Source organism: Nonomuraea roseoviolacea subsp. carminata, assembly GCF_024172185.1.
Taxonomy (GTDB): domain Bacteria; phylum Actinomycetota; class Actinomycetes; order Streptosporangiales; family Streptosporangiaceae; genus Nonomuraea; species Nonomuraea roseoviolacea.
In genome coordinates, this window is the sequence record NZ_JAMZEC010000001.1 from 5,280,274 (window position 1) to 5,294,328 (window position 14,055).

At 70.2% G+C, this 14,055-nt stretch carries 15 protein-coding genes; 10 read left to right on the plus strand and 5 right to left on the minus strand.

Going from position 1 to position 14,055, the window contains the following annotated elements; translation table 11 throughout:
* Positions 1-120: 120 nt before the first annotated feature.
* The 3 genes from HD595_RS24575 to ilvC are packed head-to-tail and all read left to right on the plus strand — an operon-like array spanning position 121 to position 3,384.
* On the plus strand, positions 121-1,860 hold the full coding sequence (locus HD595_RS24575; RefSeq protein WP_253772841.1) for an acetolactate synthase large subunit: 1,740 nt from the start codon (positions 121-123) through the stop codon (positions 1,858-1,860).
* A complete protein-coding gene (gene ilvN, locus HD595_RS24580; protein WP_175592387.1) occupies positions 1,853-2,377 on the plus strand; it encodes an acetolactate synthase small subunit in 525 nt (174 codons plus the stop codon). Before HD595_RS24575 ends, ilvN begins: the two co-directional genes overlap by 8 nt.
* A gap of 23 nt (positions 2,378-2,400) precedes the next feature.
* Positions 2,401-3,384, plus strand: a complete 984-nt coding sequence (ilvC, locus tag HD595_RS24585) for a ketol-acid reductoisomerase (protein WP_253781297.1) — start codon at positions 2,401-2,403, stop codon at positions 3,382-3,384.
* Between the two features lie 99 nt (positions 3,385-3,483).
* Here the strand turns inward: ilvC and HD595_RS24590 are convergent, their stop codons facing one another.
* Entirely contained in the window at positions 3,484-4,419 is a 936-nt protein-coding gene (locus tag HD595_RS24590; RefSeq protein WP_253772842.1) for an adenosine deaminase, read from the minus strand.
* Positions 4,420-4,725: 306 nt separating this feature from the next.
* On the opposite strand from HD595_RS24590, the gene HD595_RS24595 reads away from it, so the two are divergent.
* Positions 4,726-5,049 carry a hypothetical protein gene (locus tag HD595_RS24595; RefSeq protein ID WP_253772854.1) on the plus strand — a complete coding sequence of 108 codons (324 nt, stop codon included), beginning with the start codon at positions 4,726-4,728 and terminating at the stop codon, positions 5,047-5,049.
* Between the two features lie 477 nt (positions 5,050-5,526).
* On the opposite strand, the gene HD595_RS24600 is transcribed toward HD595_RS24595, so the two are convergent.
* Positions 5,527-5,952, minus strand: coding sequence for a MarR family winged helix-turn-helix transcriptional regulator (locus HD595_RS24600; RefSeq protein ID WP_253772857.1), 426 nt, complete (start codon positions 5,950-5,952; stop codon positions 5,527-5,529).
* Between the two features lie 108 nt (positions 5,953-6,060).
* On the opposite strand from HD595_RS24600, the gene HD595_RS24605 reads away from it, so the two are divergent.
* The gene (locus HD595_RS24605) at positions 6,061-6,942 is read left to right on the plus strand and encodes an MBL fold metallo-hydrolase (protein ID WP_253772859.1); all 882 of its coding nucleotides are present in this window, start codon (positions 6,061-6,063) and stop codon (positions 6,940-6,942) included.
* Positions 6,943-7,042: 100 nt separating this feature from the next.
* Here HD595_RS24605 and HD595_RS24610 read toward each other — a convergent pair whose 3' ends face one another.
* From HD595_RS24610 to dacB, 3 genes are all read right to left on the minus strand, one after another.
* A complete protein-coding gene (locus HD595_RS24610) occupies positions 7,043-7,492 on the minus strand; it encodes a hypothetical protein (RefSeq protein WP_253772862.1) in 450 nt (149 codons plus the stop codon).
* 384 nt (positions 7,493-7,876) lie between these two features.
* Positions 7,877-8,671 (minus strand): CAP domain-containing protein, encoded by a 795-nt coding sequence (locus HD595_RS24615; protein ID WP_253772864.1) that lies wholly within the window; start codon positions 8,669-8,671, stop codon positions 7,877-7,879.
* 284 nt (positions 8,672-8,955) lie between these two features.
* On the minus strand, positions 8,956-10,497 hold the full coding sequence (dacB, locus tag HD595_RS24620) for a D-alanyl-D-alanine carboxypeptidase/D-alanyl-D-alanine endopeptidase (RefSeq protein WP_253772866.1): 1,542 nt from the start codon (positions 10,495-10,497) through the stop codon (positions 8,956-8,958).
* A gap of 240 nt (positions 10,498-10,737) precedes the next feature.
* On the opposite strand from dacB, the gene HD595_RS24625 reads away from it, so the two are divergent.
* The 5 genes from HD595_RS24625 (at position 10,738) to HD595_RS24645 (ending at position 13,999) form a co-directional block, all read left to right on the plus strand.
* Complete coding sequence (locus HD595_RS24625) at positions 10,738-11,064, plus strand: PadR family transcriptional regulator (RefSeq protein ID WP_253772868.1); 327 nt, start codon at positions 10,738-10,740, stop codon at positions 11,062-11,064.
* Positions 11,061-11,417, plus strand: coding sequence for a DUF1048 domain-containing protein (locus HD595_RS24630; RefSeq protein ID WP_253772870.1), 357 nt, complete (start codon positions 11,061-11,063; stop codon positions 11,415-11,417). The genes HD595_RS24625 and HD595_RS24630 overlap by 4 nt, the downstream gene beginning before the upstream one ends.
* Before the next feature lies 1 nt (position 11,418).
* Positions 11,419-11,745, plus strand: coding sequence for a DUF1048 domain-containing protein (locus HD595_RS24635; protein ID WP_253772872.1), 327 nt, complete (start codon positions 11,419-11,421; stop codon positions 11,743-11,745).
* Positions 11,746-12,459: 714 nt separating this feature from the next.
* Positions 12,460-13,224: an ABC transporter ATP-binding protein gene (locus tag HD595_RS24640; protein WP_253772874.1), complete on the plus strand. Its 765-nt coding sequence runs from the start codon at positions 12,460-12,462 to the stop codon at positions 13,222-13,224.
* A 10-nt stretch (positions 13,225-13,234) separates the two neighbouring features.
* Positions 13,235-13,999 (plus strand): ABC transporter permease, encoded by a 765-nt coding sequence (locus tag HD595_RS24645; RefSeq protein ID WP_253772876.1) that lies wholly within the window; start codon positions 13,235-13,237, stop codon positions 13,997-13,999.
* Positions 14,000-14,055: the final 56 nt, after the last annotated feature.

A 14,055-nucleotide genomic window follows, 5' to 3' on the forward strand; every position in this document is an offset into this window, starting at 1 on the left:
CGGCGCGCAGGCCGATAGCGAAGCACTTCGACCTGCGCGCCGCCCCTTGGTCCCGCCTCTCCGGTGGGGCAGGGGCATTTTTTATGTCCTCACGAGACAGCCACGCAAGGAAACGAGCCGATGACCGAACGGATGACAGGTGCACAGGCCCTCGTCAGGGCTCTGGAGCACGTCGGAGTCGACACCGTGTTCGGGATCCCGGGCGGCGCCATCCTCCCGGCCTACGATCCCCTCTACGACTCGACCAAGGTCCGGCACGTGCTCGTACGGCACGAGCAGGGCGCGGGCCACGCGGCCGAGGGCTACGCCCAGGCGACCGGCCGGGTCGGCGTCTGCATGGCGACCAGCGGCCCCGGCGCCACCAACCTGGTGACGCCGCTGGCCGACGCCTACATGGACTCCGTGCCGATCGTGGCGATCACGGGACAGGTGGCCAGCAAGGCGATCGGCACCGACGCCTTCCAGGAAGCGGACATCTCCGGCATCACGATGCCGATCACCAAGCACAACTTCCTGGTCACCGACCCGGCCGACATCGCCCGCACGATCATGGAGGCGTTCCACATCGCCTCCACCGGCCGCCCCGGCCCCGTGCTCGTGGACATCTCCAAGGACGCCCTCCAGGCCGAGACGACCTTCTCCTGGCCGCCGGTCATGCAGCTGCCCGGCTACCGTCCCGTCACCCGGCCCCACTCCAAGCAGATCCGCGAGGCCGCCAAGCTGATCGCCGAGGCGCGGCGCCCGGTCCTGTACGTCGGCGGCGGCGTCAACAAGGCCGGCGCGGCCCCCGAGCTGCGCCGCCTGGCCGAGCTGACCGAGATCCCCGTGGTCACCACGCTGATGGCGCGCGGCACGTTCCCCGACAGCCACCCCCAGCACCTGGGCATGCCCGGCATGCACGGCACCGTGGCCGCGGTCGGCGCGCTGCAGAAGGCCGACCTGCTCATCGGCCTGGGCGTGCGCTTCGACGACCGGGTGACCGGCGACCTGGAGACGTTCGCGCCGTACGCGAAGGTGGTCCACGCCGACATCGACCCGGCCGAGATCTCCAAGAACCGCCACGCCGACGTGCCGATCGTGGGCGACTGCAAGGAGGTCATCGGCGACCTCATCGCCGCCATCGAGGGCTCCGACCAGCGGGGCGACTACTCCGCCTGGTGGACGCTGCTCAACGGCTACAAGGAGACCTATCCGCTGGGCTACGACGACTACGACGACGGCTCGCTGGCGCCGCAGTACGTCATCGAGCGGCTGGGCGCGATCGTCGGCCCCGACGCCTTCTACGTGGCGGGCGTCGGCCAGCACCAGATGTGGGCCTCGCAGTTCGTCAAGTACGAGAGGCCGGGCTCGTTCATCAACTCGGGCGGCGCCGGCACCATGGGCTTCGCGGTCCCGGCCGCGATGGGCGCCAAGATGGGCCGGCCCGAGTCCACGGTGTGGGCCATCGACGGCGACGGCTGCTTCCAGATGACCAACCAGGAGCTGGCCACCTGCGCCCTGGAGGGCGTGCCGGTCAAGGTCGCCATCATCAACAACGGCAACCTGGGCATGGTCCGCCAGTGGCAGACGCTGTTCTACGACCAGCGTTACTCCAACACCGACCTGCAGTCCGTGCGCCGGATCCCCGACTTCGTCAAGCTGGCGGAGGCCTATGGTTGTGTGGGGCTGCGGTGCGAGCGTCCGGAGGACGTCGACGCCATCATCGAGAAGGCCATGGAGATCAACGACGTGCCCGTCGTGATCGACTTCGTCGTCCACGCGGACGCGATGGTGTGGCCGATGGTGGCGGCGGGCACCAGCAACGACGACATCAAGATCGCCCGTGACATGGCGCCGACGTGGGAGAACGAGGATGAGTAGGCACACGCTGTCCGTGCTTGTGGAGAACAAGCCCGGTGTGCTCGCCAGGGTGTCCGCGCTGTTCAGCCGGCGCGGGTTCAACATCGACTCGCTGGCGGTCGGGCAGACCGAGCACGACGACATCTCCCGCATGACCATCGTGGTCAACGTCGAGGAGCTGCCGCTGGAGCAGGTCACCAAGCAGCTCAACAAGCTGGTGAACGTCCTCAAGATCGTCGAGCTCGACCCGGCGCAGTGCGTCCAGCGCGAGCTGATGCTGATCAAGGTCAAGGCCGACGCCGAGAACCGTTCCAGCGTGCTGGAGCTCGTCCAGCTCTTCCGCGCCCGCTGCGTCGACGTGGCGGCCGACGCCGTGACCATCGAGGTCACCGGCACCACCGACAAGCTCGACGCCTTCGTGAAGGTCCTCGAGCCGTTCGGGATCAAGGAGCTCGTCCAGTCGGGCATGGTGGCCATCGGCCGCGGCGCCCGTTCCATCACCGACCGGTCCCTCAGGGCACTGGACCGTACCGCCTGAAAGGTTTAATGCAAGTGACCGAGATCTTCTACGACGATCAGGCCGACCTGTCGATCATCCAGGGGCGTCACGTGGCCGTGCTGGGGTACGGCAGCCAGGGCCACGCCCACGCGCTCTCCCTGCGTGACTCCGGCGTCGACGTGCGCGTCGGTCTTCCCGAGGGCTCCAAGAGCCGCGAGAAGGCGGAGAACGACGGCCTGCGCGTCCTCACGCCGTCGGAGGCGGTCGAGGAGGCCGACCTCACGATGATCCTGGCGCCGGACCACATCCAGCGCCACCTGTACGCCGAGCACGTCGCGCCCAACCTCGTCGAGGGTGACGCGCTGTTCTTCGGCCACGGCCTCAACATCCGCTACGGCCTCATCGAGGCGCCCGAGGGCGTCGACGTCTGCATGGTGGCCCCGAAGGGCCCCGGCCACCTCGTGCGCCGTCAGTTCGAGGCGGGCCGCGGCGTCCCGTGTCTCGTCGCCGTCGAGAAGGACGCCTCCGGCAAGGCGCTCGACCTCGCCCTGTCGTACGCCAAGGGCATCGGCGGCACCCGCGCCGGCGCGCTCAAGACGACCTTCACCGAGGAGACCGAGACCGACCTGTTCGGCGAGCAGGCCGTGCTGTGCGGCGGCGTGTCCGAGCTGATCAAGGCGGGCTTCGAGACCCTGATCGAGGCCGGCTACCAGCCGGAGGTCGCCTACTTCGAGTGCCTGCACGAGATGAAGCTCATCGTCGACCTGATGTACGAGGGCGGCATCTCGAAGATGTACTGGTCGGTGTCCGACACCGCCGAGTACGGCGGCTACACCCGCGGCCCGCGCGTCATCACCGACGAGACCCGTCAGGAGATGCGCCGCATCCTCGGCGAGATCCAGGACGGCACCTTCGCCCGGCAGCTCGTCGAGGAGTTCGACGGCGGCCAGAAGGAGTTCCAGCGCCACCGCGAGGAGCTCGCGGGCAACCCGATCGAGAAGACGGGCGCCAAGCTGCGTCCGATGATGAGCTGGCTGAAGGCCTAGTCGGCCGCCCGCCGACGCGGGGCCCGCATAGGGTCCCGCGCCGGCGTACGCGCGCCGGGCCCTACGGGCTTTCGCGCCGATGTACGCGCGGCGCGAAGCTCAGGACGAGGCGTCCACCGGGACGAACGACGCCTCGAACGAGTTGCGGGCGATCCGGTCGAGCTGCTCGTCCGTCATGCCGAGCTCGTCGCGCAACGCCCGGTAGTTGTCCTCCACGTACCCGCCGAAATAGGCCGGGTCGTCGGAGTTGACCGTCACCATCAGCCCCTCGTCCAGCATCGCGGGCAGGATGTGCTCGCGCAGCGTGGGCACGACCCGCAGCCGCACGTTCGACAGCGGGCACACCGTCAGCGGGATCCGCTCCTCGCGCAGCCGCGCCACGAGCTCGGGGTCCTCCATCGAGCGGATGCCGTGGTCGACCCGCTCGACCTTGAGCACGTCCAGCGCCTCCCACACGTAGTCGGGGCCGCCCTCCTCGCCGGCGTGGGCGACCCGCCGCAGCCCCTCTCCGGCGGCGATGTCGAACACGCGCCGGAACAGCGACGGCGGGTGCCCCACCTCCGCCGAGTCCAGCCCCACGCCGATGAACTGCTCACGGAACGGCAGCGCCGCGCGCAGCACGGCCTCGGCCTCCTCGGCGCCCCGGTCGCGCAGGAAGCACAGGATGAGCGCGGACGACACCGGGCTGTCGCCGAGTGCCGCGCTCAGCCCGGAGAAGACCGCCTCCAGCGGGACACCGCGCGTCAGGTGCGCCTGCGGGTCGAAGAAGATCTCCGCGTGGCGCACGCCCTGCTCCTCGGCGCGGCGCAGGTAGGCGGCGGCGAGGTCGTGGAAATCCTGCTCGGTGCGGAGCACCGCCATGTTGTCGTAGTAGACGTCCAGGAACGACTGAAGGTCGGCGAAGTCGTAGCGGGCCCGGATCTCCTCGGTGTCGAAGGTGGGCAGCTCGACCCCGTTGCGCCGGGCGAGCTCGACGACGAGCTCCGGCTCAAGGGTGCCTTCGATGTGCAGGTGGAGTTCCGCTTTGGGCCGCATGGAACCGAGTAAACCGGACCGGGGGCTGCGGCGATATCGTGCGAACCTCTAAATTGCCGCCCCCTGACCTGGCACAACGCCAAATTTCGGGAAATCGGAAAGGCAAAGGCCTTCACGAGGGAGTCCGATGGGGGGCGCCCAGCGCATTCGCCAGGGAGACCCACTCCCGCACCCGCGTGGCGCAGACCGGCCTTGCGAAACCGACCGGTGTTGGCGGCACCGCGCCGACGATGAGCCCCGGCCCGTTCTGACATCACTGTCCGAAAAGCCGGATAAATCCCTGACGCCTTCCCTAAGATCATCTCCATGAAGAAGACGATCATGGCCGTGATGACGGCCGCGACCGTGGGGATCCTCGTTCCCGCCGCCCCCGGCACAGCCTCTGCCGAACCGGTCCCGTCCGGGTGCCACAGCGGTTGGTACTACCAGAACTACAAGACGTGGGCCAGCTGCGACAGGGGCTCCGGGTACGTGCGAGCCGTCGCCACGTGTCCCACCAGCTCGGGCTCCAAGAAGGTATACGGCCCGTGGCGCGTGGTGCAGCCGGGCATCGACGGCCAGTCGGTCGCCGTCTGCCCGGACCACAACCGCAAGGCCCTCGCCCACGACTGGGACATCAAGAAGTACTGACAGAACCCCGAAGCAAGGTCTTCACGAGGGGGCGCGCTTCGCGCGATTCGACGTTCAGGCGTGCTCCCCAGGGGGCTTCGCCCCCTTCGACCCCCAGGCGGGGGCCTGCCGGCCCCCGCACCCCCGCGACGCCGGCCGCTCAGCGGAACCCGATGGGGAGCGCCCGGCGCATCCGGCGGGAAGACCCACTCCGGCACGCGTTGTGCCCACCGATCCTGGCGAAGCCGACCGGCGTTGGGGGCCGGCGTTGGGGGAAGCCGACCGGCCTTGGCCAAGCCGACCGGCCTTGGCCAAGCCGACCGGCCTTGGCGAAGCTGACCGGCCTTGGCGAAGCCGACCGGTGTCGGGGGAAGCTGCCGGGCTTGGGCAAGCGGGGCCAGGGAGCCGGTACGACCAGGACGCGCTTCCAGGGCTTCCGTCGCTGGTGACGGCACCGCGATGACGATGAACATCGCCCGTTCTGCCGGTGCGGGCGGGTCAGCGGACGACGGCGCGGGCGAGGAGGCGTTGGAGAGTGTCCTGCTCCTCGGGGGCGAGCGGGGCCAGTGGGGAGTCCTCGGAGAGCAGGCCCAGGAGGCGTTCGCGCAGCTCGGCACCCGCGGGCGTCAGGACGAGCTGCTTGGCGCGGCGGTTGCCGGGGTGCGGGTGGCGTTCGAGGTAGCCCTGCTCTTCCAGGCGGTCGGCGACGAAGGTGGCGTTGGAGGGCTCGCAACTCATCCGTTCGGCGAGCTCGCGCAAGGTCATGGGGCCGGTCAGCTCGCGCAGCGCGACGCCCTGTGAGGCGGTCAGGCCCAGGGTGGCCGCGCGGGACCGGACGTGCGCCTCGATCTGTTTGGCCAGGCCGTTGATCAGTCCGCAAAGCTCGCGATCGGCCTGGGACTGAGTCTCGCGCACATCGGTCATGACCCGAGTCTACTGCAACTCGAATGATTGCAATTAGAACCGTTCTAGTTGTAACGTCCTGCTCGTGCCGCCGTCCCGGCGGCGTCCATGACGCATGAGGCAGGAATCATGACCACCACCACGACTCCTTTCGACCGCGCCCGACTGAGCCGCGCCCCGCGCGTCCGCTCGCTCCACCTGGGCGACCTGACGCTCACCTACGTCCCGGACGGGCTGGTCCGGCTCAAGCCGTACGGCTGGCTGCCGGCCGCCACCGCCGCCGACTGGTCGAGCCACCGCGAGCACCTCGACGACGACGGCTTCCTGGTCGCGGGGATCGGTGGGCTGCTGGTCGAGCGAGGCGACCGGGCGCTGCTCATCGACGCCGGATTCGGACCCGAGTCCCATCCCGACGACCCGGCCAACCCGCTGCTCGGCCGGTTGTACGGCGGTGAGCTGCTGGACAGCCTGCGGCGGCTGGGCCGTACGCCGGAGCAGATCGAGGCCGTCGCCATCACCCACCTGCACAGTGACCACCTGGGCTGGGCCTGGAGCGCCGCGCCCGGTGACGACGCGCCGCCCTTCGCGCACGCCGCCCATCTGGTCGCGGCGCCCGAGTGGGAGGGGCGAGACCTCGCCGCCGAGCCGCGGCTCGCCGTCATGGAATCCCGGGTACGCGCGATCGGGGACGGCGAGGAGATCTTCCCCGGTGTCCGGGCCTCGTTCGCGCCCGGTCACACCGTCGGCCACACCACGTACACCATCACCGGCGGCGGCAGGCGGCTCATCGCGTTCGGCGACGCCCTGCACGCGCCGATCCAGGTCACCCACCCCGAATGGTCCTGCGGGATCGACCACGACCCGGCCGAGTCCGCCGAGCACCGCCGCCGCCTGGTCGAGGAACTGAGCCACCCCGACACCATCGGCTACGGCGGCCACTTCGCCGACGTGGTCTTCGGGCGGGCCGAACCGCAGGCCGGCGGCGGGTTCACGTGGATCCCCGTCGCCTGACCGCCTGCCACCGGCGGTGCGGTTTCAGAGCGGACCGCGCTCCCGTGTGCCGAAGGAGATGATCTTTTCACCGCCCGCCGCGCCCGGCAGAAGCACGGTGTCACTGCGCGTACCGATGGCTGGGACGGGCGGTCCCCGCTCGATGGTGGGCAGCGGGGCGGCGGACCGGGCACGGGTGCGCCGTGTGCCGGTTCGGGCAGCAGATCATCGCGATGCTCGCGAACCGTCCGCCCGTCAGCCACTCGCCCCACACCACGTCCACCCCGCGCGGCAACGCGTCGGCCGCACCGTCGAGCCGTGCCCGCAATCCCACCCGGTCCGGCAGCGGGAACGACCTCTCGACCCGGCGGTACTGGCCCGACAGCCACTCCAGCGCGTGGCCGGGCTCGTCGAAGGTCGCGGCGACGCGGGAGGCGGGCCGGGCCAGCCAGTCGCCGGTCAGCATGGGCGGCAGGTCGGACGCGCCGAACTCCGGCGAGCCGGGGCGCCGCTCGTCCTCGCGCTCGCGGTCCTCGCCGTTCCCGACCCAGACGTAGGCATGCCAGTGCACCGGCCACCCCCAACGGTCATGGCTCTCACCAGAGGTTCTTCCCGCCCGGGCCGCTCATGTCCCACCCCGTCACAGGGGAGGTGGCGGGCCCGGTCGCGAGTCCGTGTGCGGGGGGAGTCGCGGCCGGGCCCGCCGGGGAGGGGAGCGCCGTGGCGGGCGGTGGGAACCGGCGCGGTGGCGCGCTCGGCGAAGGCCAGGCGCTCCCTGGCTCGGCGGCCCGACGCCCGATCCGCCGGAGAGCAGCGGAGAGGGAACGGGGCGGGAGTGGAAGGAGAGGAGCGGTGAGGAGACGGGGCGAGAGGAGCGGTGAGGAGACGGGGCAGGAGGAGCGGGCGGACCAGCGGACCGGAGTGGGGCCGGCTGCTGGGGCGGGGGCGGGTGGGGTCAGTGGGTGGCGAAGTCCTGGGTCCAGTACGGGCCCTTCGCCGCGTGACCGACGCCGATGTGGGTGAACGAGCAGTTCATGATGTTGGCCCGGTGCCCCGGACTGTCGAGCCAGCCCTGGACGACCTGGGCGGCGGTCCGCTGTCCCATGGCGATGTTCTCGCCCCACGCCCGGACCGGGGTGAATCCGGCCGCCCGGATGCGGTCGCCGGGGTCGGTGCCGTCCGGGGCGGTGTGGTCGAAGAAGCCTTGGGCGGCCATGGCGGCCGAGTGGCGTTCGGCGGCGAGGTGGAGCTTGGGATCGTGGGTGAGGGGGCGGCAGCCGTTCCCGGTCCTCGCCTTGTTGGTCAGCGCGACCACCTCCTCCTCGACGGTGGAGGCGCCGCCGCCGGTGGTGGTGGGCGGGGTCACGCGGGCACAGGACAGGCCGACCGTGCGGGATCGGCTGGTCCGGCCGCCCTCCTCGACCGCGACCACGTAATAGCGGGCCGGGGTGCGGACGCAGCGCAGGCCGGCCGCGATCGTGCCGTTGGCGAGGACGCGCGAGCCGCTCTTGACGACGCGGTCCGGGCCGGGCGTGACCTTGGTGATCCGTACCCGGAGGCGGGTGTGGTCGCCGCAGCCGGACCTGGTGGCCGCTCCCCGGATCATGCCCTGGGCGTCGACGAGCGGCTTGGCGGCCACGACGCGGCACGCGGCCGCACCGGAGACGCCGGCCGCACCGGAGACGCCGGCCGCTCCGGCGGCGGAGGAGGAGACGGCGGTGTCCGCTGCGGCCGGGACGGGGAAGCTCAATGCCGCGAGACTTCCGAGGCAGGCCAATGCCTGGAGTGGTCTGCGCACGATGTCCTCCGATGGGGGGTTAGACACTGCGTCGAACCCGCATTCTGGTGGGTGCGCATCGGGCATGTCATGAAAAATGAGGCCATACCTGGAGCTCCAGGTGTCCCAATCGTGATCGAAAGCTGTGCGACCTCGGTAAACCACGGCGACGGACAAGGCGTCTGGAAACGCCTCAGCCCGAGCCCCGTCCACGCGGGAGGGCTCGGGCTGAGCGGGTCACGACGAACCAGGCCGGATCAGCACTCGGCGGGCTTGAGCCAGGAGCACTCGAGGTCGGGGGCGTCCGTCGCGGCCTGGCGGAGCTGCGGGACGGCGTCCACCGTGGCGGTGCGGGAGAACTGCGCCAGGCGGATCGCGATCTTGTCCTCGATGTCCTTCGGCGAGCCCGACAGGAACTGGTTCAGCATGATCGAGAAGATCAGCGGCTCGCCCTCCGCGCTGGTGACGTACCCCGACAGCGAGGTCACGCCGGTCAGCGAGCCCGTCTTGGCGTGGACGTTCCCGGCGGCCGGCGTGTTGCGCATCCGGCTGCGCAGCGTGCCGCCGACGAAGCGCTCGGCGTTGCCGGCGACGGGCAGGGCCTCGTACCAGGTCTTGAACCACGGCTTGCCGCGGACGGCGGTCAGGAGCTGCGCGATCGAGCCGGGGGAGAAGCCGTCGCGGCGCGACAGACCCGAGCCGTCCCGCATGTTGATCACCTGGACGCCGTTCGCCTTGGCGAAGTCCGTGGCCACCTTGAGGCCGGCCGCCCAGGTGCCCTGGCCGGAGACCTTGCGGCCCATCGCCTTGGTGAGGATCTCGGCGTGGATGTTGTTGCTCAGCTTCAGGAACGGCACCAGCAGCTCGCTCAGCGGCATCGACTCGTGCTTGGCCAGCTCGGCCGCGCCCGACGGGGCGGCGCCGGTCACGGTCGGGCCGAGCACGCGGACGCCGTGCTTGTCCAGCGCCTTGCGGAACAGCGAGGAGGCGTAGGCGGTGGCGTCGTCCACGGCGACCCACTCCTGGTACGGGTCGGCCACGGTGCCGGTGATGACGACGGTCCGGCTGTTGTGCTGGCGCTCGATGAGCACGTCGGTGGACGAGCCGACCGTCGCCTTGTTGACGATCTTCAGGTAGTCGGTCTCCGGGGTGGTCGAGACCTTGACCTTGTCGCCGTCGGCCGCCACCGAGACGATCACCGATCCGGCGTCGTAGTCGCGGTCGGGCGCGGCGGTCAGCGCCGAGATGGGCGCCGCGTAGTACGCCGTCTCGTCGTCCCACGCCCAGTCGCTGCCGAGCCGGGTGGAGTCGAACCAGGTGTCGTCCGCGACCAGCTTGCCCGTGACGAGCTTGACGCCCGCCGCGGCGACCTTGGCGGCCAGCGCGTCGTAGTCCTCGGCCAGCATGGTCGGGTCACCGGTGCCGCGCAGCACCAGGTCGCCGGTCAGCGCCGAGCCGATCTTGCGGCCGGCCGACAGGACCGTGGTGGGGAAGCGGTAGTCGAGGCCGAGCGTCTCGGCGGCGGCGGCCGAGGTGAAGAGCTTGGTGTTGGAGGCCGGGATCAGCTGCTTGCCGGCGTCGGTGGAGTAGAGCTCCTCGCCGGTGGCGGCGCTCTTGACGACCACGCCGGCCCGGGCGATCGTGAGCCGCGAGTCGGAGAGGATCTTGTTGATGTCCTGGGTCAGGTCGGCCACGCCGGCCGACGGTTCGAGCGCGATCGCGGATGTCGAGGGGCTGGACGCCCACGCGACGGCCGCGACGAGCGCGCCCGCGACGAGGGAGGCTGAGGTGCGCCGCATGGAGTCTCCAAAGAGCTGGGGGTCTCGCCCTGGATCATCAGGCAGCGCGTACGCGGTGTAATCCGCAAATATCCGTATCTTTCGGCGTTCCGGCGAGAGCCATGGACGAAAGCGCCCCCGGAAGGCGGCGAGCCGGAAGGCGATGCGGGCTCGCCGTTCGCTGGGCAGGTCCACTACTTCGTGCTACTGTGTAGTGGTACTCGGTACTACAAAGTACCAGGAGATCGAAGAGGACCCACGATGGACGACCTGACGGAGATGCTGAAGGGCACGCTCGAGGGCTGCGTGCTGGAGATCATCGGCGGCGAGGAGACCTACGGGTACGCCATCACGCGTCGGCTGAACGAGCTCGGCTTCACCGACGTCGTCGAAGGGACGGTTTACACCATCCTGCTGCGGCTGGAGAAGAACGGGCTCGTCCAGGTGACGAAACGACCGTCCGGGATGGGCCCGCCGCGCAAGTTCTACGCCCTCAACGACGCGGGGCGCGAAGAGCTCGCAACGTTCTGGGCGAAGTGGGAGTACCTCTCATCGCGGATCAACAACCTCAGGGAGGGTGGGCGATGAAGTTCTGGGAGACCATGACAGGCAGTGATCTCACCAGGGAATGGAAGGCGTTCGAAGCGCGGGCCCAGGCGTTGCCGGCCGACCATCGGGCGGCGTGGGAGGAGATCAAGGCGCACCTTTCCCTCTACGCGGACTTCACCGGCCGAAACCTGATGCCGATTCTCGACAATGCTCTGGCGCTGCTCGAAGAGACGGCATCCGATGGGCAGAGCATTCACGAGGTGCTGGGCGACGACGTCAAGGGCTTCTGCGCGGCACTGGCCGGCGGAGAAGGGGCCCGGGGCTATCGCGACCGGTGGCGCGAGCAGTTGAACAGGAACGTCGCGAGGAAACTGGGCCGGCTGGGAGGCTGACGTGGGCATCCGGGACATCATCGAGGGCAAGAAGCAGTGGCGGGCGCACATGGCGCGGGTCAGGGCGCTCCCGCCGGACTATCAGATCGTCTACAAGGAGATGCAGAAGTACCTGTTCAAGGTCGGACCGATCGACTTGGTCGACGGGTCGCTGCTCTCGGGGATCCTCGACTTCTTCGAGGAGGGCGTCGCGGCGGGCAGGGGAGTCCTGGAACTCGTCGGCGATGACGTCGCCGCCTTCTGCGACGACCTGATCAAGGACTCGCACACCTACGCGGACATCTACCAGGAGTCCGTCAGCGGGAAGCCCGGCACGACCGAGAAGTGACACCCGCCGACCGGTGCCGGCGAAGAAGAGCACCGGATCCCCGGCCGTCGACGGCCTGCTCGCCGCCGCGCGCCGAGACGCGCCGGTGGCCTCCCGCCGGTGGTCTCCCGCCGGTGGCCTCCGGCCGGTGGTCTCCCGCCGGTGGCCTCCGGCCGGTGGTCTCCCGCCGGTGGCCTCCGGCCGGTGGTCTCCCGCCGGTGGCCTCCGGCCGGTGGTCTCCCGCCGGTGGCCTCCGGCCGGTGGTCTCCCACCGAAGCCGTCGTCGCAGTGGCCCACGACGCTCGGCTGACGGGTCAGCCGAGCGCGCCTGGCCCGGCCCCCACCCACCCACCCACCCCTGAGGCGACCTGCCGCGACGCCCGCGAGCGAAAAACCACGCGCGCGGCTTCCGCGAGCGGGGCGCCGTCCGCTTGGGCGGCCCTCGGGAGGGTGCCGGGCCACCCCTTCCGAGACCGCGCCCGCCGCGGCGGAGCACGGCCGACGCACCCCGATCCGCGAGGCGAGCAGCCTGCTGCCGGGTCGTGTCGGCGGCCGTGTCAGCACGGCGACAGGCCGGTATCAGCGCTTCCGGTGATGGTGGATGCCATGAGCGGTTCGGCGCTCAGGTCACCCGTCCCCCCACGCTCAAGCCTCCGCCGGCACCGGGCCCGCCGACGCGACCGCTTCGCCCGCGCCGCCGGCGCCACCACCCCCACCACAGGACAGGACAGAGTGATGACGACCCAGCAAGCCCCGGCGATCCAGGTGCACGGCCTGGAGAAGTCGTACAAGGAACTGCACGTGCTGCGCGGCGTGGACTTCGAGGTGGCGCGGGGCAGCATCTTCGCCCTGCTCGGCTCCAACGGAGCGGGCAAGACCACCGCCGTGAAGATCCTGTCCACGCTGCTCAAGCCCGACGCGGGCACGGCCCGCGTGAACGGCTTCGACGTCGCCACGCAGGCCGCGAACGTGCGGGAGTCGATCAGCCTCACCGGGCAGTTCGCCGCCGTGGACGAGATCCTCAGCGGGCGGGAGAACCTGGTGCTGGTCGCCCGGCTGCGGCACCTCAAGAACCCGGGCAGGATCGCCGACGAGCTGCTGGAGCGGTTCTCGCTGACCGACGCGGGCGGCCGGAAGGCGGCGACGTACTCGGGCGGCATGCGCCGCCGCCTCGACATCGCGATGAGCCTGATCGGCGACCCGCCGATCATCTTCCTCGACGAGCCGACGACCGGGCTCGACCCCCAGGCGCGCATCGAGGTGTGGCAGGCCGTCAGAGAGCTCGCCGACCGGGGCACGACGGTGCTGCTCACCACGCAGTACCTGGACGAGGCCGAACAGCTCGCCGACCGGATCGCGATCCTCCACGAGGGCCGGATCATCGTGAACGGCACCCTCGACGAGCTCAAGCAACTGCTCCCGCCCGCCAAGGTCGAATACGTCGAGAAGCAGCCGACCCTCGAGGACGTCTTCCTCACCCTCGTCGGCACGAAGGCATAAGGAACAAACGATGAGCAAGCATTTCTTCGGCGACACCACCGTCCTGCTGGGACGCTCCCTGCGTCACATCACGCGCAGCCCGGACACCATCATCACGACCGCGATCATGCCGATCGCCATGATGCTGATGTTCGTGTACGTGTTCGGCGGCGCGATCAGGACAGGGTCGGACTCCTCGTACGTGAACTACATGCTGCCCGGCATCCTGCTCATCACGGTCGCCTCGGGCATCGCCTACACCGCGTACCGGCTGTTCATGGACATGAAGGGCGGCATCTTCGAGCGCTTCCAGTCGATGCCGACCGCCCGGTCGTCGGTGCTGTGGGCGCACGTGCTGACCTCGCTGGTCGCCAACCTGATCTCGCTCGTGGTCGTGGTGCTCGTGGCCCTGCTCATGGGCTTCCGCTCGGGGGCGGGAGTGCCGGCCTGGCTGGCGGTCGCCGGCATCCTGATCCTGTTCACCCTGGCGCTGACCTGGATCGCCGTCATCCCCGGCCTGTCCGCCAAGACCATGGAAGGTGCGAGCGCGTTCTCCTACCCGCTCATCTTCCTGCCCTTCCTCAGCTCGGCGTTCGTGCCCACCGCCAGCATGCCCGGCCCGGTGCGCTTCTTCGCCGAGCACCAGCCGGTGACCTCGATCGTCAACGCCATCCGCGCCCTGTTCACCGGGCAGCCGGTCGGCACCGACATCTGGGTCGCCCTGGCGTGGTGCGTCGGCATCCTCGTCGTCGCGTACGCCTTCGCCATGAGGACCTACCGCCGCAAGATCTCCTAGTCCCGCGCCCCAAGCCGACCTCCTCGCCGTGTCCGCGAGGAGGTCGGTCCGCGTTC